Source organism: Paenibacillus sp. sptzw28 (genome assembly GCF_019550795.1).
GTDB lineage: Bacteria > Bacillota > Bacilli > Paenibacillales > Paenibacillaceae > Paenibacillus_Z.
Map to the genome: position 1 here is coordinate 4554461 of NZ_CP080545.1, position 24371 is coordinate 4578831.

Consider the following 24371-nt stretch of genomic DNA (forward strand, 5'->3'; position numbering starts at 1 on the left):
GTTACAGAATGAATTTAATGGAAGTGTTGTTCATATACTCGTGGCACCAGTATTATCGGTATTCTCGGGTCTATTTTCGATCTTAGTTTGGGGTCGAAACAAAACGTCTTTGAAAAATATCTTGCTTGGTTGGTTTGTCACCACCATAGCATATCTATTAATTCTGCTCCTACTCATGCGTCATTATGGTTATGGATGGCAACCGGAATGGTATGTATTTTTTGGGGTATTATTAGTGCTATTTTTATTAATTGTTTGGTTTACTGATAGAGTAATAAAAAAATCATAATCAACATCGGGGGCCTTCCCATCATGGGTCTCCTTTACATGTTCCGTCCCCGACATTGCGCATCAAAGCGGGAAAAGCATTTACCTCGACGTCTAAGACATTCACCGTCACAAACAACAGCTACCCCGCGACATAACGCTACGTGATTACTTCACGAAATCCATTACTAACCCTCGTTCTACGCAAATAAGGCTGCCAGCCGGCAGCCTTATTCATAGCAAATGTTATTATGCTTAGCTACAGCTTTATGAACGTGCAGCTAAATAAGCAGCCACTTCAGCCAATCGGGAAGCGTAGCCCCATTCATTATCATACCAAGCGGCCACGGATAAGAGCCCGCCTTGTACCTGCGTTAACGGAAGGTCGATAATGGAAGAATGGGAATCGCCTACAATTCGCGAAGAAGCCCATTCCCCTTCCAGAACGTCGAGCACTCCCTTTAGCTCTCCAGCTTGTGCTGCATTTCGGAACATATCGTTGATTTGCTGAGCCGTACATGGCTTCTCGGTAACAAGGTTTAGCTCTGCAATGCTTCCTGTACGTGTCGGGATCCTGTAAGACTTCCCGGTTATTTGAAGATCGCTCCAAATAAACTTGAGCGCCTTGGCTGCACCTGAAGAGGAAGGAATAATATTCTCAGCTGCTGCCCATGAATCCCGACGATCCTTCATCGGCTGATCGGTCAACGATTGCGTGTTCGTATAGGAATGTACAGTCGAGAATAAACCATATTGGATCCCGTAATTCTCCCGAACCAGCTTGACTACCGGAGCCAGCGCATTCGTCGTACAGCTCGCCATGCTGATGATTTTATGCTGGTCTGGGTCGAAGCTTCCCAAATTGATTCCTTTGAGCAACACGGCGTCGCAGTCTTCCAAGCTTTTGCTTGGTCCGCTGACAAGCACGCGCCCCGCCCCTCGCTCCAGGTGAAGCTGAGCAACCGCCCTTGTTACCGCGCGGCCGGTGCAATCGATGACGAGGTCGACACCGAGCTCTTTCCAATTCGGTATCTCCTGGGCGGAATTGATGAATCGGATGGACCGGTCGCCAATTTCGATAACGCCTTCTCGTCCTGTGACGGTCTCGTGCCAGCGTTTATAATTCGTATCCACTTCAAAGAGAGCCGCAAGCGTAGCTTCGTCTTTAATATCCGATATGGAAGCCGGCACGAACAGCTTCTCAAGAAGCGCAACCCGAAGCAGCTGTCTTCCGATTCTCCCGAAACCAAAAACTGCAATTTTACTCATTGTATCCTCTCCTTTGCCATGCTATTAAGACGTTCCTTCCAAGATTCAAGCGCTCCTATGGGTACTACATAAGTTGTTACCCCAACTAGTCCGGCCCCAATCCGTCCTTTGCGGTAATTACTAACCGTACGAACGGAAATGATTGACGGGGAAAAAATCAAATGGTATTTTCCAGTAACACCCTTTGCAATTAACCCCTGAGATGGGAAAGGAAGATGATCAAATGTCTGAGCGAAATCAACTATAAGTGAGCAAAATACATTCAAAGCGTTCGACTCCTGGGTGCTTTTCCGCCAAGTTCGTTATCGAACACCCAAGCTTTTTATAGAAATTAACAGCATCTATATCGGTTTCAGCTTTCATTCTTATGTATTCATGTACCATTTTTCTCCTAAACCATTACAGCGATGAATGGATTTAACTGAAGATGCTCCCCGATTAATGAAGCCCTCAGGTCCGGTTAAATCATCTAGTTTAATATTCAGAAAGACCACTTAATTTCCATTTCCTGAATTCATTAATTGCTATTTCATCTTCCACATTCATACTTATCCTCTCTCTATGCACCTTTTCCTTTTCTTGGAATTTGCCCTAGCTTGCACAGAAAAATTAAAACGGGAAGCGAATACGTTTCCTTCGCTTCCCGTTCATCCTAATCAATTCCGGCTATTATGAAGCTGTGCCTGTAATGCTCGTACCGTTCTTCGTAATCGTATACTCGATAGTTGCGCCGCTCCAGAAGTGGAGCTTCAGAATGACCACGCCATCGTTCACTTCATTGAAGAAAGTCGTTGTAAGTTTGATTTCATTCGTTGCATAAGAAGGCATGAATGTCCGGGCGTACTCTTTGTACGAAGTCCAGTTATTCGGGCCGGCGTTGCCCCCTGTGGCGTACACGGCCTCCATCGTGGCAAGGCGGTCGCCGTTGAAGGCAGTCGGAATCGCAAATTGTGCGGTCGTACCTTCCGTGTTTTGCAGCACCGGCGTGTCATTGTACAACACATGGAAAGTCCAATCGGCGCCCTTGTTAAATTGGACTTTCAATACGGCTACCTCGCCGGGTTCGGCCGATTCGGTCAGCTTGGCGAGATAACTAGCTTTGAGGGTCAGGTCTTCGCCGTTCAACTCATAATCCGTGCCTTTAATCAATTCGTAGTCTCCGACTTTGATGCTGGTCAGAACATTGCCGTTCAAGTTCAGATGGACGACGGTGTCCTGAGCCGGCGCACCTTTCCTGACATAGATCAGATCGGATTCCGCAGTCGAGGAACGACTCTTCAAGCTATCCATGATCATATTGTAAAGCTCCGGATCATTCCACTGAAGCGTTCTGCGGTCGAAACGTCCGCCGTTGTCCCACAGCATAAGGGTAAGGTTTTTCTCTTGGGCATAATGGGTGAAATACTCGATAAACTTCAGCATCTCGCCATGCTCGGGCACAACGCTATCTTGCGGCGTATCGGGACTTGTAGCATCCCAGCCGAGCAGTCCGTATTCGCCTACGATAACGGGAATTCCTTTCGATACGAACGTATTATACGCATTGTCAACCGTTGTTTCGATGTCCTTAACCGTGTCGGCCTCAAACTTCGTGTAGCCCGCTATGTTCACACTAAATGGCCAGAAACCGTAAAAATGAATGGTAGCGATCAAATTCGGATCGTTCAGCTTGGCAATCGTATTAGCGAGCGAGTCCAGATAGATTTGGCTGGCATTGGTGACTCTTGAAGGCAGTACGAGCGGACGAGTGGCGTTCCCCCCGCCGGTCTCCCTGACGACATTGAAGAAGGCTGTATTCAACTCATCGAGCAGCGTGAGTTGAGTCGCGTCGTCAACGCCGTCAAAAAACGGTTCGTTAATGCTCTCGAACATCAGCTTGCTGGAATAGTCCTTGAACCGGTTGGCGACCTGCGTCCACACAGCTGTAAATTGGGCCAATACGGCGTCATGATTCGTCGGCATCGAATTGACCCACATCCAAGAGTCATGGTGTATGTTGATCATGACATACAGTCCTTCTTGCAGCGACCAGTCGACGACTTGCTGAACCCGGTCCATCCAGGCGGGATCGACCGTATAGTTCGGTGCGCCTCCCATATGCCCGCTCCATGTGATCGGAATGCGGATGCTGTTGAAGCCCTGCTTCTTAATTTCCTTAATGAATTCTTTGGTTACGCGCGGATTGCCCCAAGCTGTCTCATCGCCTCCAATCGCATCGAATGTATTGCCCAGGTTCCATCCCGGCTGCATTGCGCTAACATAGGACTGCATCGGAGATTCTTTCCCGGAAGCTGCGGCCGGGCTGAGGGGCGAGAAAAGCGCTAACAGCAAGGAAACGGCCATGAGTACGGATAAATAGGTTTTCTTAGTACGCACTGAAATTCTCCTTTGGTTTCATTGATTTTCTAACCAATACATGAGCTGCTTGATCTTCGACTGAAATACTTTAAATGAAGATTCTTTGCAAGAAATGCGGCACTGCTGTCTCTCGAAGCAACCGGTTTACAGCGCAAACTGCGACTGCGCTTCGATCAGTTTTCATGCTGGCAGCACATGTAAGCGGTTGTATTTTTATTTTAACTGTATAATTTCCCCGATAATACATTAAAAAACAATCTAAAAATCATTAGAGAATTGGATATTCTGATGAAATATTACCCAGGCGATAGGCTCAACGCCGGCAGGCTCAAGAATAAGAATATTCGTGTTCTGCGTTATCAAAATAACTTACGGAGGAAATATAGATTTCCGATTGGGAGGAGAGAAACAATTGCGTTTTGAGCGCATCAATCGCCTGATACTTTTCGTAAGAGGATTGATCCGTATTGATCATGGTGAGATTGGCTTGCGTTTTGGAATCCGTGACGAACGAGAATGTCAACGAATCGATTTTCCGCAGTTCGTTTTCGATACTCGTGGAATGCAGATTCAATATTTCGGAAGAAATATTGAGCAGTTGCCGGTCATACAGGTGGAAAGCCAGGCTTAACGCCGCCATGGAAATCAGGCTGTTGTGCTTCTTCGACAGAGCCGATATTATAAGGGTAAAGTGCTTATTGGAGGTTTCCAAATGAACGATTGTATAAAAAATGTTGTAACGATTGAACATCATGGCAGGGAAATTTATGGGGTTTCTTATATGCCGAAACATGTGGAAAAATGCCCTGTCGTTATTTTCAGCCATGGTTATAATGGATCGAATGCTGATTTTACAATGAATAGCGAATATCTGGTATCAAATGGTGTGGGCGCATATTGTTTTGATTTCTGCGGTGGCTCCGTGAATTCCAAGAGTGGCCTCAAGACGACAGAAATGACTCTTTTTACAGAGAAAGAAGATCTGTGCGCTGTTATTGACCAAGTAAAAAGGTGGGACAATATTGATGCGGACAATATTTTCCTGTTTGGCGGCAGCCAAGGCGGCTTGGTCTCAGCATTGGCTGCTGATGAGCGTATAGACGATGTCAAAGGAATGTTGTTATTATTCCCGGCATTCTGTATCGCAGATGATTGGAATCAAAGATATCCCACACTTGAGAGTATTCCTGATACGCACGAGATGTGGGGAATGACACTCGGCAGAACATTTTTTGAGAGCATTCACGGTTATGATGTATTCAGGCATATTGGTAAATTTGATAAAAATATTTTGATATTTCAAGGAGATCAAGATGAAATAGCGACGCTTGATTGGAGTATGCGAGCTTCAAAGCTATATCCGTATGTTAAACTTGAGGTATTCCCAGGAGAGGGACATGGTTTTTCAGAGGCTGGGAATAGGCGTGTAGCAGAGATGACATGTGAATTTGTGAAAGTGAATATTTGACGCCGCGGGTCCGGATAACTCAGAAACGTGTATCTCCTCGCCCCCTTTCGGTAAACGATATATGTTCTCTTTGGACAAGAACATATATCGCAAAAAAGAAAAGCCGCATTAAGCGGCTTAGAGCGCGCATTATGTATCTCGACCGAATCATCATAATATGTCTAAAAAAGGAAAATCTGAGGACATAACAAAACAGACTATATGGCATAGAGGCACTACAACCCCTCTATTTGACTTGGGTATAGATCGGCGAGACCTATCCAGATCAGGTCCTCCGGGTCTGTCAAATCGGCAAACTTATGGGTTAAGTATCAGTTCCGTTAGCCGTATAAAGGGACGAAGGGTTGTTATTTAGCGTTATTAAATTTGATCATGGTGACCCTGCCCCGAATAGATAGACACATAGAAAACCTCTATAATAAAAGTGGAGGGATTTTACTATGGGGCAGCGGAAGAAATTTGACAAGGCATTTAAGGAGCAAGTTGTACTTCGAATCTTGGCTAATGAATCAACAGTTGCAGATGCAGCCAAGGAACTGAATGTTCATTACACCACAGTCCGGGACTGGGTAAGATATTATAAGCGTGATGGAGAAAGCGCATTTCCTGGTAGCGGGAATCTCAAGACAGAAGATGATGAGATGCGTAAACTTCGAAAGCAGTTAGCAGACCTGAAAGAAGAGAATGAAATCTTAAAAAAGGCGGCGGCCTACTTCGCGAAAAATCTGAAATAATTACGTTCACGTTCATCCATGAACATCGCTTCGAATTTCGGATTGCGAAGATGTGCCAGGTCCTACGCGTATCAAGAAGCGGCTATTATGCACATATCAATCGTCCAGAAAGCAAACGCAGCATAGCAAATCGTAAGCTGTTAGAGACGATCAAAGACATTCATACAAATAATCGTAGGATCTACGGAGCGCCACAGATTACCAAAAACCTACCACCTGAACAAAAGGCCAGTCGAGGCCGTGTGGCTCGGTTAATGCGAGCGAATGGGATCCGATCCAAAGTCGTGAAGAAATATAAAGCAACTACAAACTCAAGGCACAATCTGCCGGTGGCGGACAATATCGTGAATCAGAACTTTCAAACAAGCAAGCCCAATGAGAAGTGGCTGAGTGACATTACGTATATCGCGACAGCTGAAGGCTGGTTGTATCTCGCTGGCGTGCTGGATCTGCATGGCCGCAAACTTGTGGGTTGGGCAATGGACAGTCGAATGAAGACGGAACTAGTGTGCGCTGCACTTAAGCAGGCCATCGGCCGGACCGGAGCATCTAAGGGACTCATCGTACATTCTGATCAGGGCGTACAATACGCCAGCAAGGGTTACCAGAAGCTTCTCAAGAAGTATGGGTTCGTCTGCAGCATGAGCCGCAAAGGCAACTGTTATGACAATTCACCGATGGAATCCTTTTGGGGTAAGCTTAAGATGGAATGGCTCAATGATTATACGTTCAAGACGCGTGATGAGGCTAAAAAAGCTGTATTTGAATATATCGAATTATTCTACAATCGTCGGAGAACGCATCCCTCCAACGATTATGTCCCTCCATTTATGGTCAGGGATGGACAGTAGGCATTAGTCTAATCGGTGTCACTGAGGCTTTCTCTGTGTCCACTTTTTCGAGGCAAGGTCATGGTTACTTCATAAGTTTCATTCTTGTCTTTTGTTAGTTGCGCCATAAACCAACCTTCTCCGTCGGGTTCCCATTGATTGTTCTTCTTTTCCCTATATGAAACCGATGCCTTGTTTACAGTCCCGCCGACACTTAAAATTTCAATGTCTTTGTTACCAACATTCTCATACTTAGCAATATATTCTGCCGCTTTTTCTTTCAATAAAATATTGCTTGACCCAGACTCAACGTTCTTATTTGATGGGAGACTGCATGAGGATAGAAACATGGCTGTAATTACTGCAAATACATAAATATACACTGTTTTCCTGTTCACAATACCATCCCTTACAAATTTTGTAACAGCATAAATATTAGATGTGCAAAAGAGCAGTAAAGTTGCAGGAAAATTGAGCTTTACAATACTTAATATTTCATGTATCTATTTCATGCTGAAAAATTATCCTTATTGGACTAAAATGGTAGAGTTTTGATAATCCGATAAAATGGTGGTGAAGGACAAAACTGATTGACTACAAGCTATAATCTCAAGGGTAATTACAAATAATTTTCAAGAGAGGGTTGTTGTAATTCATTGCTCTTTTGTCATCATCTCTGAGAGAAACCGGGTGTTATCATGAATATCATCAATAGGAAGACGATAATCAAAGATATTTGACCGGTTCGATCATTTTGGGATTATACAAATGCATGCTGTTCAATTGCTTTTCAACTTTGTCTGCATTGATCGCATGTGGCTAGCTTCCTAACACTCATTCAAGAATGGTGATCGGTTCAAATGTCTTAACTTTTATAGAATGTTCTTTGTACATTGGAACTGACAATAAGTGCTATGTGTGCAATATCCCCCAAAACCAAAGTATTCTTTTGAGTAGTTGTATCATCGTTGTAGGCGATGAGGATGCTCTCAATTTTAGTCTCCATTTTGGAAATATATTCTTCCAAGGATTCAATGTGAGACATTATGGTTTCGATCATAAAGCGATGATGATCGCTTAACTTACTCCAACTAAGCACCAGATGAAATCTTTATTAGCATGTAGACTGCCAACCTTATTATCTGGTTCTCCTTTTTTACACCTCAATCGTTATGACCCACAAGCCAACTCTGTTTATTTTACCATGTACTAAGAAGTCCATGTACCATAGGGTGCAACCACGCTATCCTGCCCTTTCGTTGAGCATAGGGCTATAATGCGGCATCAATTTCGGCATGGAACTATAGCATTCGTTAGCGGAGCGAACAACTCCCCCTTCGACGACAAAAAATTGTGTGATTTGGGGCATTTATGGGAACAACTAACAACTACCCTAAAAAACAAATGAGGGATCTAATTTTGATAAAAAATACTCTTGCTGCATGTATACTGTTCTTTAGCCTTACAACGGCTGTTTTTTCAGCGCCACAGAATGAAGGTGTTGCTCCTATAGTTGAAGCGGAAACTGACTATTGTGAAACAATTAAATATGCTTTAATAAACAGCCTTCGTCCCACCGTTGACAAAGCCATTGAAGAAATATATAAAAATCCCCAAAAAAAACCACAATGGGCAGCATGGGAAACCAAAATTGCGAAAGTGAAACAATTGTACGGTATCGGTGGTGCGTACGAAATCACTTTAAGAATTAATACCTATTATGGACCACACATTTCTTACGGAATTGATGAAGTAACTGTAGAAGTGGGCGGTGGAAACCCAAAATTGCTGAGTTTCAAACATATCAAGGACCTATAAAGGTTTCGTTAATTTGCCTGTTAGCTGAGCGAAGGGCATGCCGCACAGTAGCCCCTTTTGGCATTCAACTATCGTTTCCGTTACTTCAATGAAGTATCATTTGGTGAATTAATACAGGTTGACGAACTTAGGTATCGATAAAAAAGAAAACCGCCCTCTTTTCAGAGGACGGGTTCCGGTCAAACATAAATAGCAAGCTTGCCCTTTTATTTATGCCCAACCAAATCCTTATATCGAAGCAGTTGAACGGGAGTTCAACATTATTATTATTTACAAATTATCAATATTTATAATTAATTTTAAGGAGCATATCTCCTTCCTTTTTTGAAGGCCGATGAACACCTGTTGTCATGATACTATCGTCTTCCGCAACAAATTTACTTAGCACTTTGAAAATTAATCACAAGTGCGGTCTTGTCATCAGATTTCTTAAAGCGGATATGGTTAATACACTCGGGATCGCATTCTTCAAGTTCTACTAACTCTTGAGTATAAAGTTTATACCCTTATTCAATATTCTATGCGCAACAAAGCTCCAATACGAGCTCTGTTCGGGCACGATATTTAATGGCAAAAACATCCCATCAGTCAACAAAATGATATGTTTTAGACATGTCAGATTAATTTTCCCGTATTCGAAAAAACGAACTGCATTCTTTTCCCCATTTAGGACTCCGTAGCCTCCATCAGTATTAGACTGATATCGGTTCTTTCTTATTGCATCAATAACGGTTTCATGAAGTTCTTTCTGGCTTTTTAAGCCTTTTGTTATTCCTTCCTGCCATTTAGCGAATGCCGGAGCTTCTAAGTGAGATACTTGTCTCCATCTTAAAGGACGAACCTCCTCATTATCATAAACGGCTAGAATCATGCAATCACCCGTCTGTATGAACTCTACACCATCATCCTGTACACGTACGATTGCCAATGATGCTCCCCAAAGTTCTTCTTTTTTCTCCAGATCAATCTTTGCGAGCACCATTTGTTCCCTAAGAAGATCATTTACTTCAATCATGTGGTCCTTTAAACTTCTAAGATCAGCAATAGATTCGAAGTAGTCTTTTGTCAGATTCGCCGCAATAAAACCGCCAGTTTCCTTTTTGGAATTTAGATAGGGTACCAAGGAAGATACTCCATCCAAAACTCCATACAAATTTGCTTTGGGATGAGAAATAGTGGCATCCTCATTTAGTAACCCAACACCTTTCTGGGTGGTCTCCTCATAAGTTACAATCAAATTGTCACTCCGTTCTCAAATTATTCCAATATCCATTACCTACTTTACCATATGTCCTATTACCAAGATTGGAGCTATACTGCTCGTTCGTATTATGAGCGAAGGTCGTAGTTAGCAGCGAATATAGCCACTTATCAAACATAGTACCGGCATGCAGCTTTTGTGTAGTACATACCATTGATTTTGACGGCATCGGCGGTAAGTTCCTCGATCGTGCCACCGTAATCGGCGATCTCGCCAGAATCGTCGTATTTAACCAGGACCGGCAGTTGCGCTAGCTTTGCCTTCTTTAAATCAATTTCCAGGTATAGTTCCTGGCCTACTGCAAACATAAGAATCTCCTCCTAAAGACGCTATTCGACACATCCAAAGGGACTCCTTCGTAAATTTGTTTGGAGAGCTCATCACGTTAAGTGGCTTCGTGAAGAAGGCCCCAAATCCTATCAGCATCTCGTGGCCTTTGATGAAGCGGAGCGGCACCCCCGCAAGGTAGCAGCTGATGCGCTTCGTTTAGAAGCAAAGTATGAGTCTCAGAAGTATTACGTTGTTCTTGGCTTCCAAGAATTCGACACTTATATATTATGCTAGATTGGGATATTCTATTAAGAGGGTAAGAGAGTGATAGAAATAATAGATGTAAAGGTTGAGATTAACATGAGAGCTTCCAATCAAGCGGTTTCCTCCGCCCGACCCATGCCGAAAGGAAGGAAAAAAGGTAAGTGGTTGCTAATAAGCATGTTGGTAGCATTAGCTGCTTATATCGGGGGTAATGCTGGTTTGACAGCAAGATGGATACCGATCGGAATTTTTAGCGATGTCCCAGAAGTCACGCAGCTGCATCCTGTTGTAGAGGTGTATAAGAATGAGTTGGTAGCGCTAAGTAAAAAGGCAGGGATTCCCATTCGGATAACGAGTGATTTCCGCAGTTCACACGAGCAGGATGCTTTGTACCGTCAAGGTAGAGAGGCTGAGGGAGCGATTGTGACCTATTCCAAGGCGGGGAATCCTATCATAACTATGGGCTTGCCATCGATTTTGTTCTGCTGCTGCAGAAGGGTCAAGTGACCTGGGATATGGAGTATGACGGGAATAGGAACGGCAAATCGGATTGGATGGAAGTCGTAGCCATTGCGAAGGGATTGGGTTTCTCATGGGGTGGAGACTGGGAAAGCTTCCCCGATTATCCACATTTGCAGATGGACTTCGGATACTCCATTCGTGATTTGAAGTGGGGCTGGAGGCCCCAGGAAGATAGCGAATAGAGAATAAAGGCCGGCAAATCCTCAAGTGAAGTGCACCCCTTAGAATAGACATTGGAAAAACCCCTGGGTTGACCGATGATATTTCTAGGGGGTGTATTTTTTATGGCGCTAAAGGGACAAAAATTTAAGCATTATCCTGAGTCACTTAAGATGGAGGCAATTCGTCTTCACACGGTGGAGGGCTGGAGTCAGAGGTCCATTGCAATTCATTTGGGAGTTCAGGATAAAGATCGAATTAAGATATGGGTGAGGAAGTATCGGGAAGTTGGAGACACCGCATTTAAGGATGGTCGGGGAGATCCGAAACGAACGGAGACCGAACAAGAACGCGAACTCCGTCGGTTGCAATTGGAGGTAGACGTACTAAAAAAGTGGTTACAAATCTTGAATCAGGAGGTACACACTGTAAGCACATCGTTGTCGACCAAATGAAGAACAGACAAAGCATAAAAGGATTATGCCAATACCTTGGTATCAGTCGTAGTGGATACTACAGCTATCTGAAAAGAAGCAACCATGATCCTAGCGAAGATCTGAAACGTCAAATTACAGCTATATTTGAACGCCGTAACAAGACTGTGGGCTACCGGCGCGTACAGGATGAGTTGTATCGCCAGCATGGCCTCGTGGTTAATCACAAGAAGGTACTTCGTTTAATGCAGGAGCTGGGCATTCAGGCTGTTATCCGTCGCAAATATGTTCACCGAACAAGTCAGCAAGCAGCGGTAGAGGATGGCTGGATCGCAGAAAATCTACTGCAACGAAATTTTAAGGCAGACGCTCCCAATCTAAAATGGGTAACCGACGTAACTCAGTATCGGGTATTGGATGAAAGAATCTATCTGTCAGCCATTAAGGATCTCTGTAATAACGAAATCATTGCCTACCACATAAGTAGGAACAACGACAACCCACTTGTTTTAGAGACTTTTAAGAAGGCGTTCAACAAACATAAAGACGTGACTGGATTGATCATTCACAGTGACCAAGGAAGCCAGTACACGTCTCATGCTTACCACGACATGCTGCCACAGGTTGGAGCCCAAATCAGCATGTCACGTCGAGGCAATTGTTATGACAACGCCTCGATAGAAAGCTTCTTCTCTCATTTTAAAGTCGAAGCACTCTATCCCTATGATATACGATCTATCGATGAGGCACAAAGGCGAATGGAGGAATTCATCCAATTTTACAATGAAGATCGCGCTCAACGAAAACTAAACAAGCTGACACCGGTTGAATACCGGCGCCAGCTTGTTGCATAGGGCTTTTTCCAATGTCCACTATACGGGGTCTTGACCAAGCAGCAGGACCGGCTTGTTTTTTTCTGCTCGTGCATAGGGAAGATACGGCCCGATTACGCTTGAGCGGCTTCCCGATGGCCGTGTGCCAGCAGTGAAGCTGCCGCGAAGAGAAAGTAATAAGAAGGCGTAAACCCGGCAGCTCGGCAGGCCGTTACAAAACGCTGAAGCACCGGATCAACCTCATTATTTCCGGCATGCGGGAATCCCCACTGACCCGGATCTTCGGTATGATTCGTAAAATATGACACCAGGGTATGCCACTCCGATTCCGTCTTTACGCTCTGCAGAACGTCTACGAGTCTTTTTTTCGCCCGCACGAGTTCGGAAATGAACCAAAATACCTGCGCGACAGTGAACCCTGTTTCCTGCAATTCCGCCCTCAGTCGTTCGACGAAAGGATGTCTCGAGTTTCCGAGCAGACTGATGGCCGGGCTTGAATGATGAGCCTGCAAATCGATGAGCGTTTCGGCCAACAGCTTTCCGGCAGCTCCGTGATTTACAGCAAGCTCCCTTGAGCCCGAGGTTACCCCCTTTCCATTCGTTTCCGCTTGATTGCGGGAAGAGGCTCTTTCCTTCAGAATGGTTCCAATTTCGGTCAGCCGTTCAACGGCTTTAAGATGCCCCTCGATCGAAAGGGCTGCGCCGCGTGCGGCAAATATAATCTGTTCAGCCTTGTCGAATAATCGTGTTCCTAGCATGTGCGTTCCTCCTTTATTTTGTGAACTTCATAACCTCATAGCCAATGGTTTGGTAGACGTTTAATAATCGGTCCATACCACAATAGGCCATGCTCCCTCATTTCGGACCGTAATCAGCGCACCCTTGGCATCGCTTACGTCAATTTTCTTTATTTCCCCCGGTCCCAAAGACACCTGATGATCGTGCTGGCAGCACAACTCGATATGCCACAGACTATCAATGGAATTGCTGTGGTTGTTCTCGTCGATATAGGACTGGACGGTTAGGTAAGTGCTTAAACCGACGGGTCTCGTAGAAAAAGCCTGGTGACCTCCGCCGTTCAGTTTGTGTTTGTCGCTCATTGAAATGCTCCTTTACTTTATTATTTTTAATTGGTATTCAGATTCGTCTTTCGGATCTTTCTCTGCTTGAACCGTGAATCGGTCCGTATATTGGATTGGCGTAATCGCTGTCATCGAACTGACGATCGGACTTTCGTCTTTAAAGAAAGACTCCTGCCCGGCTTTCGGAATTCGCTTGATGACCAGCTGTTCGTAAATTTGCCAGTTGAGATAATGGGTCTGCCCCTTATAATGCACATCGGTCGTCGTCGTCGTCTCTTCGGTGTAAGTCTGCTCGTCAACCTGCGTGAAGTGGAGCGTCTGAGACATCTCGAATGTAAAACCCAAATCGTCCGTAGGCTGCTCCGATGCGGCGGCCAACCCGGCAGCAAGCTCGACGGGCGGCACATCCGGCACCCCTAAATCGCCGCCGATATGCAAGCCGAGATCGATTTGAATGCGGCTGGTAAACGTCTTTTCTTCCGTCGACGAGTGATGATTAATAATGCCTCTGTGAACCGTCACCGTAATTTCCGTATCCTCTCCGTAAAAATGACGGTCGGTGAGTTTCCAGAAGCGCTTGCGCGTCACCAGGTAGTGATCCACCTTACTGTCGCGCTCCGACTTGTAGGCCTGCATCTTCGCATAATCGTCCGTATTATGATACGATTGCAAATCCTGCCAAGGATACAACGGATCATAAACGCGGTCGAAATTGCCGGACTGAATCATAAATTCTCCGACCGCAAAGTCCGCCGTTCGCTCGGGCGGGAACGTATCGGGATCGGTCATCAGCGGAGGATGCGCTTCGTTAAACGGCGGATACGACAACAGCGCAAGCTCCGTCATGTCCGCTGCCAGCAGACTGGACTGCACGCGAAAGGATGTTCTGCTCGTGGCGATATTTCCTCCAGGAGTTTGGACGGTGATTTTGCCTGTAGAGGCCTGTGGGGGTACCTTCGCTGTCATTTTCGTGCTGCTGTAAAATGTTACGTTGGCCGTGGTAACCGCAAGCCCGTTGAATTTGACCTTGGAACCTCGTTCAAAACCGGACCCATACAAGGTTACCAGGGTATGCTCCTTACCTGATGTCGGCGTAAAACTCGTAATGCTAACGCTCATCGGTTATTCCATCCTCTCTTCAATTTTTTTCACCGGTGACAACTCTTACTATACGGATTTGACGGTCACAACGCCTGTCGTCAAAGTCATGCTCCAGTCATAAAAAAGTCATGGCACCCGCCCGGACTAAAATCATCAATATGGTTCCGATCTCCTCACCAACCATTTGTTGCCAGTTAAAATATCTTTCTATATAATGAATTTGTAACAAAAAATAATAGAATAGGCAGGTGTTGCAATGGAACAATCCCTACGGCAACGAACGTTTCAATTCGCGTCAGACCGTCTCCAAACCGGCGACCTCTTCTTCCTCAAAGGGAAATGGACGGAGAGCGAATTCATCGAAATCATTGAACAATCTCCCTGGTCGCACATTGCTATGGTGGTACGGTTGCCGGAATTCGCGGAACCTTTGCTGTGGGAGGCTACGCCCCTGGATGACCTGGAAGACGTCATCATGCACAAGCGCAAGAAAGGTCCTCAACTCACTCTCCTCACTCAGCGTCTGCACGCTATGACTTCAGTTTCCGAATTTGCTTTCCGTATACTGGATGCCCAGCGAACTCCTGAGATGAACGCGGCTCTTCTTCAATTTATCAAGGATGTGCACGAATCGGATTTTCCGAATGACCAGACACTCCTGATCGAAATCCTGGAGGGCCGAGCCAACGTTAAGGCTCCCTACAGCAACTTCTTTTGCAGCGAATTGGTGGCTGCCAGCTACATGGCTATGGGACTGCTCGGCAATGACCGCGTCCCGAACGGCTTTTGGCCGGTCGATTTTGCGGAAGCCAATCAGCCGGACTTTCTCGGGCAGGTCAAGCTGGGCGAACAATGGATGCTGCTGCACAGCGGGCAGCGTTACTTCATGGAGATAGCGTTTTCACCTGCCTCATTGCCAGTGTTCGGTTAACGGATACTTGCTAATGGGCGGATATTTGAAAAGAAGGGGATTCCTATATATAGGACTCTTGCTTCTAACGTGTATTGTCGTTGTCGGAATGCTTCCCGGGTGTCAAACCAAACAAGCGGCTCCTTCAGACCGCCCCGTGCTCAAAGACGGCAAAGTGGACTTGACTTCATGGAATTTTACCGAGAACGGGGCATTTGCGCTGGACGGCCCTTGGACCTTTTACTGGCGGCAGTTTGTTTCTGCGGATCAGGAATCGGACGGCGAAACGGATTATCTGAGCACGAGCATCGATGTTCCCGGTTATTGGACCTCGGTCGAGATCGGCGGACGCGCGCTTCCGGGAACGGGCTATGCCACATACAGGCTGAAAGTGAAGCTCCCGGCAGGCGTTGGACCGTTCGCAATGAAGATCGACCGGATCTATTCTTCCTACCGGCTTTGGGTAAATGGCGAGCCGCTATATGGAATGGGTAATCCGGGCAAGTCGGCGGCGGAGACGAAGGCCCGATATTCATATCCGCATGTCATTGCGCTGGATGCCGCTCAAGACCTTGATATCATGATCCATGTCGCGAATTTCACATATACCAAGGGGGGACTCGATCTTCGCGTAGTGCTGGGAACGAAGGATCAGCTGGAGCGCGGGCAGGATAACGAGCTGGCTCTCGATTTGTTCATTTTCGGCGCGTTGCTGTCGATCGCCTTATACCATTTTGCGTTCTATTTTCTGCGGCGTCGCAAGAACGTCTCGGCGCTTTATTTTGCCATGATTTGTCTGGTTATCGCGATACGAACCCTTTGCGTGCACTCCCGGTACGCGATACAGCTATTCCCGGCGTTCAATACGGAGCTTTTTCCGAAGGTGACCTACTTAACCGCGTATACCGCTCTTCCATTGTGGGTCATGTTTGTACAAAGCCTGTTCCGGCACTTCATTTCTTACAAAAGCGTTCGTATCGCACAGTATGGCTGCATGCTTCTGTCGGCCGTAGTCATTATCGCGCCGTTTCGCTGGTTTGACCGGACGCTTGTCCTGTACGAGGCGCTGTGCCTCCTGCTGCTCCCCTATTTGATTGCGGGCATAATCCGTGCCTTTCGTCAGCGGGTGGAAGGCGCCCTGCTGTTCCTGTTCGGCTTTGCCTTGTGTATGTCTTTTATCGTACACGACATGTTTTTTCTCGTATCTTTGTCGCAATACGGCATGCTGCTATTTGCGTTTATACAATCGGTCATATTAGCCTCGCAATTCTCCCGGTCATTCGGCGAAGTGGAGCGTCTGACGGACAAGCTTCTGATTCTGGATAAATTGAAGGATGAATTCCTGGCCAATACATCTCATGAGCTGAGGACTCCCCTGAGCGGCATGATCGGGATGACCGATTCGCTTCTTGACGGCTTCGCAGGGTTGCTGCCGGAAGAAGCGGAGAAGCAGCTTCATCTTATAAAAATAAGCGGCAAGCGCCTTACGCATCTCATTAACGATATACTGGACTTCTCTGAAATAAAACACGGGTCTATTCGTCTTCAGCCTGTTACAGTGAATGTGAGCGAGATGACGGAAGCGGTCTTCATGCTGTTGAAGCCGCTCACTGCCGGTAAACCTGTCAAGCTGCTCAACAGTGTGCCTTCGGATTTATTCGTTACGGCCGATGAGAGCCGCACACAGCAAATATTGATCAATCTGATCGGCAATGCCGTCACCTTTACGGACCATGGTTCGGTGGAGGTTCGGGCCAGCCGCAGCGGGCTGTTCATCGGCATCGATGTCGAGGATACCGGCATAGGAATAGCCGAGGATCAGCTCGAGCATATATTCGAATCCTTCGGCCGCGTGGAGCGTGCGCTTCACAAGTCATACCGCGGAACCGGGCTGGGACTCGCGATTACGAAGAAGCTGGTCGAGCTCCATGGCGGGCAGATCGGTGTGGAGTCCGCACCGGGAATCGGTTCCGTCTTTCGCTTCACACTTCCTGCAGCCGTCATATCACTGGAGAAACGTACGCAGTCCGCCTCAATCTTCACACCTTTAATGGCGGATTCGCTGTCTCATGTGCCGCTTCATTTGCCGACAAGCGAACGCGTCTCAGATACCGGCGATAAGCCGACGATAGTAGTCGTCGATGACGATCCGGTTAACCTGCAAGTACTTTACAACCACCTTCTTGTTTCATTTCCCGAATATCGGGTGCTTCAGTCGGATAACGGACCGACGGCCTTGCGATGGATAAATCAAGGACTGAAACCCAATCTGATTCTCCTTGATATCATGATGCCGCAATTGTCAGGGTACCGGTTTTGCCAGGAAATTCGAAAACGCTACTCGGCCGCCGAAGTTCAGCTCGTATTCCTGACAGCCAAACATCAGATTGAAGACATTACAGCGGGCTTCGCTTGCGGGGCAAACGACTATATGATTAAGCCGGTGGAGAAGCCGGAGCTTGTGTCCAGGGTGAACATCCATTTGAAGCTGGCCCAATGGCACCAGCAGCTGGAAAAGGAAATTCAGGAGCGCACCCTTCTCCTGCATTCATCTTACGAGGAAACCGCAGCCGCGCTCGCCGAAAAATCGGTGCTGGAAGAACGCAGCCGCATTGCCAGAGATATACACGACGGCGTGGGTCACGTTCTGACCGCGACTATCGTGCAAATCGAGGCCGGTACGATGCTGCTGGAACGGGCTCCTACGGAAGCGGTGGCTTTTTACGAGAACGCCGGAAGGCTCGTTCGTCAAGGCTTGGACGAGATTCGGCAGTCCGTTCGGATGCTTGAAAGCGATCTGGACAACTTAGGGCTAATCCCCTCCTTGCTCAGACTGATTCAGGAGACCAGGATAAACAGCGTCGTTTCGTTCGATTATCAGATCGACGACACGATACCCATTTTGAACGCCCACCAGCAAACGGCAATTTTCCATGCGCTACAGGAAGGCATTACGAACGGAATCCGCCATGGAAACAGCACTCATTTCAAGCTGATATTGTCATGTCGGAACGATTCGCTTTTGTTTATCTTAGATAACAACGGAATGCCGTATGAAGACAAACCTTTCGGGTTCGGATTAAAGGCGATGGGACATCGGGTCCGGGAAGCCGGAGGTCGGTTGGAGATCGGCCATACGGGCGGTGCCGGCTGCAGATTGCAGATTACGATGCCTTTACAAGGAGTCCTTTCATGAGCAAAATATCCATTCTTATTGCGGAGGATCAGGCCCTCATAAGAGAAGGGCTGAAGACGATGCTGCATTTGCAGCCGGACTTTGAAGTTGTCGCTACGGCGGAGAACGGTGAACAGGCCCTTCATCTGGTTCGTACGCATCAGCCGCGTCTCGTGCTGCTGGATATTCAAATGCCTGTCCTGAATGGGATCGAAACGGTCAAAAGGATTAAAGGCGAATACCCCGACATTCTCGTTATTATGCTCACGACCTTCATGGATGAGGCTTATATTATTGACAGTCTGGCGCATGGAGCTTCAGGTTTTCTGCTAAAAGATTTGCCGGTGCAGCGGTTAATGACCTCCGTGCGTGAAGCGATTCGCGGCGAGCTCATGCTGCCGTCCATCGTCGCGGCCGCACTGGCCCGGAAGCTGCAAAAGCTACAGGCTCACGCGGAGCACCCTCTCTCCTGCCCGGAGATCGACTTATCCATGAGAGAACTTGAGGTCGCCCGGAGAATGGCCCAATTTAAAAATAACCGGCAAATCGCCGGGGAGCTGTTCATTTCGGAAGGGACCGTCAAAAATTATGTGAGCGTCATTTACAGCAAAATCGGGGTGAGCGACCGGATGAAAGCGGTACGTTTTTTGAAAAACCTGCTTGAAGGGGAAGCAGATGTCTGACGACTGTCATTAGTTATGTTTCGAGAGGAGATCGAATAATGGATATGGATCGTGATTTACAGCGAATTTCGGCACGAATTCTGGCTTTATGCTGGGCGGATCCTCAGTTCAAACAGCGTTTCCGTCAGGACCCTGTCGGCATCTTCCAGGAACAAGGTTATACGCCTCCCGCCGGTGAGACACTCACGCCGGAAACGGAACCGGTCCGTTCAATTTTGGAGGAAGCGGATCGATATGCACCTCCGACCGACGCTGCCGCATCGCCCCGACTTCCGGCTCAGGGTCCTATGTCTTCACATTCTCCCGCGTCTCCTATGCCTTGGACGAATTTTGGGGGATACGCTTATCCGGCTTATTCCTTTTATCCGGCGCACATAGCATCTCAAGGGTACCCGTCATATCCCGTATATCCGCAGCCGTATCCGCGTGCTTACCCACAGCCTTATTTTGCTCCGGCTCAGGTATCGTATTATCCTGCCGGACTGTACGGCCAGCCTTTGATGTGCGCTCACCCGATCCCTTTCGGTTATGTCCATACAGCGGAGGCGGGCTCCGCTTATGCAGCTCCCTCGCCGGCGGCTTACGTCGTTCCGCCGATGTGCGCAAACCCGCAGTTCCACCCGTGGCATCAGGGAGAGCCAGGAAGCGTTCCCCCTATGTGCGGGAGGCCTCAGCTCCAACCGCCTGCCGGTCAGGGCGAAGGAAGCAGAATTCCGCCGATGTGCGGATGAGCGGATTTTATCGTTGGAAGCCCTATTTTCAAGTGGAACGGCTGGAGCGGGAAGCAGCCTTTGCGCTCTCGGAAGCCGGGCATGCCGTGTTTACCGATCCCTTGTACATTCGTCTGTCGTATCTAATAAACGGTAAAAGCTCGAACGAAGAGATTGTACAAACGTTATCCGGCCATGCTTCTTCGGAAGAGGTATATAAAGCGCTTTCACGACTGGAGCAGCAGGGCTATATCGAGGTCGCTCCGGAAACGGAGCAGGAACAGTTCTCCTCCGGCTTCTGGTCGATACTTGGTAAAAGCGATCAACTCGTACGTTCACGGCTTTCCGGTCATTCGATCGCCGTTCACGATTTGACAGGGAACAATTATCGCGAACAGTTAAACGATCTGCTGAGTGAAATGGAAATCCCCGTATCGGATGAAGGACGATTCGTCATTGTCGTGACGGATGACTATCTGGACGAAAGAGTTCACGGGGAGAACCGGAAGCTGACGGAACAAGGCCGTCCCTGGATGCCGGTGAAGCCGGGCGGCTTTATCCCCTGGGTCGGGCCGATCTTTACTCCCGGACACCCGCCCTGTTACAGCTGCTTGTCCAGACGGCTGCAGGAAAACAGCAAAGTGGATTCCTACCTGCGCAGCCGGGGGATTGAAGGGCTTCGCCCCTATTCCCTCGCCGGAAATCCTTTGACCGTCAGATTGGCGTTAACGCAAGCCGCACTTCAAACGACGCTGCAGCTGTGCGGGAACGGGGCTGCCGTTCTGTCCGGGCAAATGATGTCCCTGCGGACGCTGCAGGGTACAGCCGACTTGCACGCAGTTGCTGCTTTTTCGGACTGTGCGGAATGCGGGGGATACTTGAGTAAACGGCATAACGAGAAGTCCCATTTGGATCCCGCCCCGCTATTCTCCCGTGACGGCGGGTACCGAAGCATGGATGCGATGGCGGTCCTACAGCGGTATAAGCATCATATCAGTCCGATCACCGGAATCGTCCATAGCCTGGAGAAGGCTGCAGGCGAAGCCGGAAGACCCTATCACGTCTATTATTCCAGCCATAATTTCGCGATGAACGATCAATCGCTTCCTGATTTGCTGCAAGGCTTGCGCGCCCGAAGCGCGGGTAAAGGCACGACCGACCTCCAAGCGCAAGCTTCCGCGTTGTGCGAGGCGCTCGAGCGGTATTCCGGCGTTTTTCGCGGGGATGAACCGAGATTGACCGCATCTTACCGCGATCTTGGGGATTTGGCTATCCACCCGAACGAAGCCATGCTCTTCAGCGATAATCAGTATGCTGTGCGTGAAGCGTGGATGGCCAAAAGAACCGGCAACCGGATCGTTCCCCATCCCTTCGATATCAACGAACAGATGGAATGGACTCCGATCTGTTCGCCAAGCACCGGGAAAGTACGATATTTGCCTTCCTCGTACCTTTATTTCGGTTATCCCCTGGCGGAACAGTCGTTCCGCTGCTGGCCGGACAGCAACGGCAACGCGGCGGGCCAAACTCTGGAGGAAGCGATCGTACAAGGCTTTCTGGAGCTGATCGAACGCGACAGCGCAGCGATCTGGTGGTACAACCGTCTCCCCCGTCCAGCCATAGATCTGGCAGGCATGGGTCATCCTTTCGTAGATGAACTGCAGGCATATTACCGAAGCTGCGGAAGGGAATTTTGGGTATTGGACGTGACGGCCGACAGCGGTATCCCGGCGTATGCGGCAATCAACCGGCGAGTTGGAGGACCGGCAGAGCAGATCATGATGGGGTTCGGATCGCATTTTGACGCGAGGACCGCCGTGCTTCGGGCGATAAGTGAGATGAACCAGTATATGCCTGCGCTGGAGCCGGGGCCAAACACTCCCTTTACCGTCAGGGACCCGGACCTATTGGACTGGTGGCGTTCAGCAACGGTCGCGAATCAGCCTTATTTGGCACCATACTGCTTGACGTCGCTGCGAGATTCCATTCCCGCCTCCAGTGGCCCCGGGCAGCTAATCCAGTGGTGTTTGGATGCATGCGGAACGCTTGGGCTGGAACTGTATATAGTGGATCAGACAAGGACCGATGTCGGTTTGCCGGTCGTGAAGGTCATTGTACCCGGCTTACGGCATTTTTGGGCGCGGTTCGCCCCGGGGCGATTATACGATGTACCGGTAAATATGGGCTGGCTGCCCTCCCCGCTTGCCGAGGAAAGCTTGAATCCGATTCCGATGTTTCTATGAGGAGGCGGCTCGTTCAATGCGAGAGATGTTTCAGGATCGTCCAATGTGTCAGACGATTCAACTGTATGTTCGATTCACTTCTTACCTGAGTATACGCGGGACGGTTGATGGACCGGAAGCAATTTGCCGCGGTTTGACAATAAAGCTCCCTAAGCTGGAGCCGTATGCGCTCTCCTGTTTAATGAGGGCGTCTGACGGCAGCTTTTGGGGCTATACGGAAACGGAAGAGGCGATTTTGGAACGAGAGGGCTGGTTATCGTTGTCAGCTTGGTACCGAGCGCTGTCCACCCTTCTGGAGCATCGCTGCCTTTTCATAGAGACTCTCTCCTGTACGAGTAAACAAGCCCGGGCCGTTCTCTCTTCCTGCGGGCAGGCTTCCCCTCATCTGTGGAACCGGCCGCAGGAACATACGCCATACCGCCTCTCCCGCTTCGCCTATATACGAAGAGAAGAAGACGGCGGACTGTACATAAGCTCTACTCTGTATCAGTCGCGCGTTAGCGCCCTAGACACTCTCGCAGTGCAGCTCTTTCAACTGCTGAGCACCCCGGTTTCGTTAGCGGATGCTGCGGGAAGAATACCGGAATGGCCGAAGGAAGAAATCGGGGCTGTCATGACGCTGCTCCTTTGGGCGGGTATCATTTCCCCGACGTCTCAAGACGGGGCTCTTTATGAAGACCGTCATCTTCCCCTGATCGCCTGGGAGTTTCATGACCTGCTGTTGCACACCCGAAGCCGGCTGCAGGAAGACGGGGTGCGTCGCGGTGGGACGTATCGTTTTCTTCACGTTGTGCCTCCCTCGCCTCCGGCGAAACCGGATTTACCGCCTTCTTCGATTCCGCTGTACGTACCGGATATGATACGTATCAGCCGTGAAGAAGAGTCATTTGCCTTTGTGATGGAGAACAGGGTTTCCGGAGTGGAGCGGGATCGTTTGCATCGGCACATGGATGCTGAAGCTCTGGGTGAATTTCTGTTCCGCACGGCGAGAATCAGAATGCAGTACGAGACAGTACTATTCGGGCAGTATACGGGGCGTCCATACCCGAATGCAGGCTCCTGTTACGAGCTGGAGCTGTATGCGGCCGTTCGTTCGTGCCCGGGTCTGCCGGACGGACTGTACGCTTACGATCCGAACGGTCACGCTTTGCGCCCTTACGCCGGCGCCGACAGCGAAGAGCTGTTCCAGGAAGCGCTCTCGGCGAGACCTGAGATGGATCCGCAAGTATTAATTGCCATTACGGCCCGTTTCCAACGTATTTCCTGGAAGTACGAGTCGATCGCTTATTCGCTCGTTCTGAAAAATGCAGGCGTTCTTATCGCTTACTTCTATTTGACTGCGTCGGCCATGAACATTCCATCCTTCGCCTTAGGCACAGGCAGCTTGAGTCGTTTAACGATGCTGACCGGCACAGACCCCCTGCAGGAATTCCCGGTCGGGGAGTTTGTCCTGGGTCGTCCGGCAGCACCACCCGGTTTCTGATTCATGGCCGCGTAAGCAGCTCGAAATCGCGTCGATCCGGCGGCAGTAGAATCGACAGAAACCCGAGCAGTGGCAGAACGCTAGAATAAGTCATGACATTCGCAAGTCCCCAAATCTCCGCGGCTTTGCCGAGCACAACCGCCCCCAGCGCGCCCATGCCAAACGCAAGGCCGGTAATGAGTCCAGATGCCATCTCAACCTTTCCGGGAAGCAGCTCCGGGGCATAAACAACGCTAACCGAGAAGCCGGAAATAAGAATTACGAGGATAAACGATACCGGATAAACCCAGAAAAGAGGCAAATGCGGAAGCAAAAGTGCGAAAGGCGCAGCTCCTCCAACGAAAAACAAAATCATTTTCTTACGGCCGAACCGGTCCGTCAGAACACCGCCTTTCCTGTAAAGTCGAAAAAGCCTCCTAACCACTTGGAAGTGGAACAGGAGGCTTTTGTGCATGGAATTCTAGGCGAAATTGAAACGGCTTATTGATTGATTATAT

Annotated in this window: 21 protein-coding genes and 1 pseudogene; 12 read left to right on the forward strand and 10 right to left on the reverse strand. The window is 48.4% G+C overall.

The window, feature by feature from the left end; all coding sequences use genetic code 11:
- Positions 1 to 534: 534 nt before the first annotated feature.
- The 3 genes from KZ483_RS20895 to KZ483_RS20905 form a co-directional block, all read right to left on the reverse strand.
- Positions 535 to 1536, reverse strand: a complete 1002-nt coding sequence (locus KZ483_RS20895) for a type I glyceraldehyde-3-phosphate dehydrogenase (RefSeq protein WP_220349471.1) — start codon at positions 1534 to 1536, stop codon at positions 535 to 537.
- A 669-nt stretch (positions 1537 to 2205) separates the two neighbouring features.
- Complete coding sequence (locus KZ483_RS20900) at positions 2206 to 3918, reverse strand: cellulase family glycosylhydrolase (protein ID WP_397376222.1); 1713 nt, start codon at positions 3916 to 3918, stop codon at positions 2206 to 2208.
- A gap of 304 nt (positions 3919 to 4222) precedes the next feature.
- Complete coding sequence (locus KZ483_RS20905) at positions 4223 to 4534, reverse strand: hypothetical protein (RefSeq protein WP_220349472.1); 312 nt, start codon at positions 4532 to 4534, stop codon at positions 4223 to 4225.
- Positions 4535 to 4606: 72 nt separating this feature from the next.
- Between KZ483_RS20905 and KZ483_RS20910 the strand changes: the two genes are divergently transcribed.
- Positions 4607 to 5362, forward strand: coding sequence for an alpha/beta hydrolase family protein (locus KZ483_RS20910; RefSeq protein ID WP_220349473.1), 756 nt, complete (start codon positions 4607 to 4609; stop codon positions 5360 to 5362).
- Positions 5363 to 5802: 440 nt separating this feature from the next.
- Positions 5803 to 6947, forward strand: a protein-coding gene (locus tag KZ483_RS20915) for an IS3 family transposase (RefSeq protein ID WP_397376125.1) whose coding sequence is annotated in 2 segments (ribosomal slippage) — positions 5803 to 6070 and positions 6070 to 6947 — 1146 coding nt in all. Because the reading frame shifts where the segments join, the coding sequence is not laid out codon by codon here.
- A gap of 8 nt (positions 6948 to 6955) precedes the next feature.
- Here the strand turns inward: KZ483_RS20915 and KZ483_RS20920 are convergent.
- On the reverse strand, positions 6956 to 7324 hold the full coding sequence (locus KZ483_RS20920) for a hypothetical protein (protein WP_220349474.1): 369 nt from the start codon (positions 7322 to 7324) through the stop codon (positions 6956 to 6958).
- A 973-nt stretch (positions 7325 to 8297) separates the two neighbouring features.
- Here KZ483_RS20920 and KZ483_RS20925 point away from each other — a divergent pair.
- The gene (locus KZ483_RS20925) at positions 8298 to 8744 is read left to right on the forward strand and encodes a DUF3888 domain-containing protein (RefSeq protein WP_220349475.1); all 447 of its coding nucleotides are present in this window, start codon (positions 8298 to 8300) and stop codon (positions 8742 to 8744) included.
- A 478-nt stretch (positions 8745 to 9222) separates the two neighbouring features.
- Here KZ483_RS20925 and KZ483_RS20930 read toward each other — a convergent pair whose 3' ends face one another.
- Positions 9223 to 9981, reverse strand: coding sequence for a protein phosphatase 2C domain-containing protein (locus KZ483_RS20930; protein WP_258881358.1), 759 nt, complete (start codon positions 9979 to 9981; stop codon positions 9223 to 9225).
- Between the two features lie 134 nt (positions 9982 to 10115).
- Positions 10116 to 10313, reverse strand: coding sequence for a hypothetical protein (locus KZ483_RS20935; RefSeq protein WP_220349476.1), 198 nt, complete (start codon positions 10311 to 10313; stop codon positions 10116 to 10118).
- A gap of 403 nt (positions 10314 to 10716) precedes the next feature.
- On the opposite strand from KZ483_RS20935, the pseudogene KZ483_RS20940 reads away from it, so the two are divergent.
- From KZ483_RS20940 to KZ483_RS20950, 3 genes and pseudogenes are all read left to right on the forward strand, one after another.
- Positions 10717 to 11243: pseudogene (locus KZ483_RS20940) on the forward strand (M15 family metallopeptidase).
- 150 nt (positions 11244 to 11393) lie between these two features.
- A complete protein-coding gene (locus tag KZ483_RS20945) occupies positions 11394 to 11675 on the forward strand; it encodes a helix-turn-helix domain-containing protein (protein ID WP_258881694.1) in 282 nt (93 codons plus the stop codon).
- Entirely contained in the window at positions 11672 to 12508 is an 837-nt protein-coding gene (locus KZ483_RS20950) for an IS3 family transposase (RefSeq protein ID WP_220349477.1), read from the forward strand. Before KZ483_RS20945 ends, KZ483_RS20950 begins: the two co-directional genes overlap by 4 nt.
- 92 nt (positions 12509 to 12600) lie before the next feature.
- On the opposite strand, the gene KZ483_RS20955 is transcribed toward KZ483_RS20950, so the two are convergent.
- The 3 genes from KZ483_RS20955 to KZ483_RS20965 are packed head-to-tail and all read right to left on the reverse strand — an operon-like array spanning position 12601 to position 14688.
- Positions 12601 to 13245, reverse strand: coding sequence for a hypothetical protein (locus KZ483_RS20955; RefSeq protein ID WP_220349478.1), 645 nt, complete (start codon positions 13243 to 13245; stop codon positions 12601 to 12603).
- 60 nt (positions 13246 to 13305) lie between these two features.
- A complete protein-coding gene (locus tag KZ483_RS20960; protein ID WP_220349479.1) occupies positions 13306 to 13587 on the reverse strand; it encodes a hypothetical protein in 282 nt (93 codons plus the stop codon).
- Between the two features lie 12 nt (positions 13588 to 13599).
- The gene (locus KZ483_RS20965) at positions 13600 to 14688 is read right to left on the reverse strand and encodes an IPT/TIG domain-containing protein (protein WP_220349480.1); all 1089 of its coding nucleotides are present in this window, start codon (positions 14686 to 14688) and stop codon (positions 13600 to 13602) included.
- A 238-nt stretch (positions 14689 to 14926) separates the two neighbouring features.
- Between KZ483_RS20965 and KZ483_RS20970 the strand changes: the two genes are divergently transcribed.
- The 6 genes from KZ483_RS20970 to KZ483_RS20995 are packed head-to-tail and all read left to right on the forward strand — an operon-like array spanning position 14927 to position 23874.
- Positions 14927 to 15601, forward strand: coding sequence for a C40 family peptidase (locus tag KZ483_RS20970; protein WP_220349481.1), 675 nt, complete (start codon positions 14927 to 14929; stop codon positions 15599 to 15601).
- A gap of 58 nt (positions 15602 to 15659) precedes the next feature.
- Entirely contained in the window at positions 15660 to 18776 is a 3117-nt protein-coding gene (locus KZ483_RS20975) for an ATP-binding protein (RefSeq protein WP_220349482.1), read from the forward strand.
- On the forward strand, positions 18773 to 19438 hold the full coding sequence (locus KZ483_RS20980) for a response regulator transcription factor (RefSeq protein ID WP_220349483.1): 666 nt from the start codon (positions 18773 to 18775) through the stop codon (positions 19436 to 19438). Before KZ483_RS20975 ends, KZ483_RS20980 begins: the two co-directional genes overlap by 4 nt.
- Positions 19439 to 19476: 38 nt before the next feature.
- Positions 19477 to 20169, forward strand: a complete 693-nt coding sequence (locus tag KZ483_RS20985) for a nitrile hydratase subunit alpha (RefSeq protein ID WP_220349484.1) — start codon at positions 19477 to 19479, stop codon at positions 20167 to 20169.
- Positions 20166 to 22391: a TOMM precursor leader peptide-binding protein gene (locus tag KZ483_RS20990; RefSeq protein WP_220349485.1), complete on the forward strand. Its 2226-nt coding sequence runs from the start codon at positions 20166 to 20168 to the stop codon at positions 22389 to 22391. Before KZ483_RS20985 ends, KZ483_RS20990 begins: the two co-directional genes overlap by 4 nt.
- Before the next feature lie 16 nt (positions 22392 to 22407).
- Positions 22408 to 23874, forward strand: a complete 1467-nt coding sequence (locus tag KZ483_RS20995; protein WP_220349486.1) for a SagB family peptide dehydrogenase — start codon at positions 22408 to 22410, stop codon at positions 23872 to 23874.
- 1 nt (position 23875) lies between these two features.
- Here KZ483_RS20995 and KZ483_RS21000 read toward each other — a convergent pair whose 3' ends face one another.
- Positions 23876 to 24298 carry an MFS transporter gene (locus KZ483_RS21000; RefSeq protein WP_220349487.1) on the reverse strand — a complete coding sequence of 141 codons (423 nt, stop codon included), beginning with the start codon at positions 24296 to 24298 and terminating at the stop codon, positions 23876 to 23878.
- Positions 24299 to 24371 lie beyond the last annotated feature (73 nt).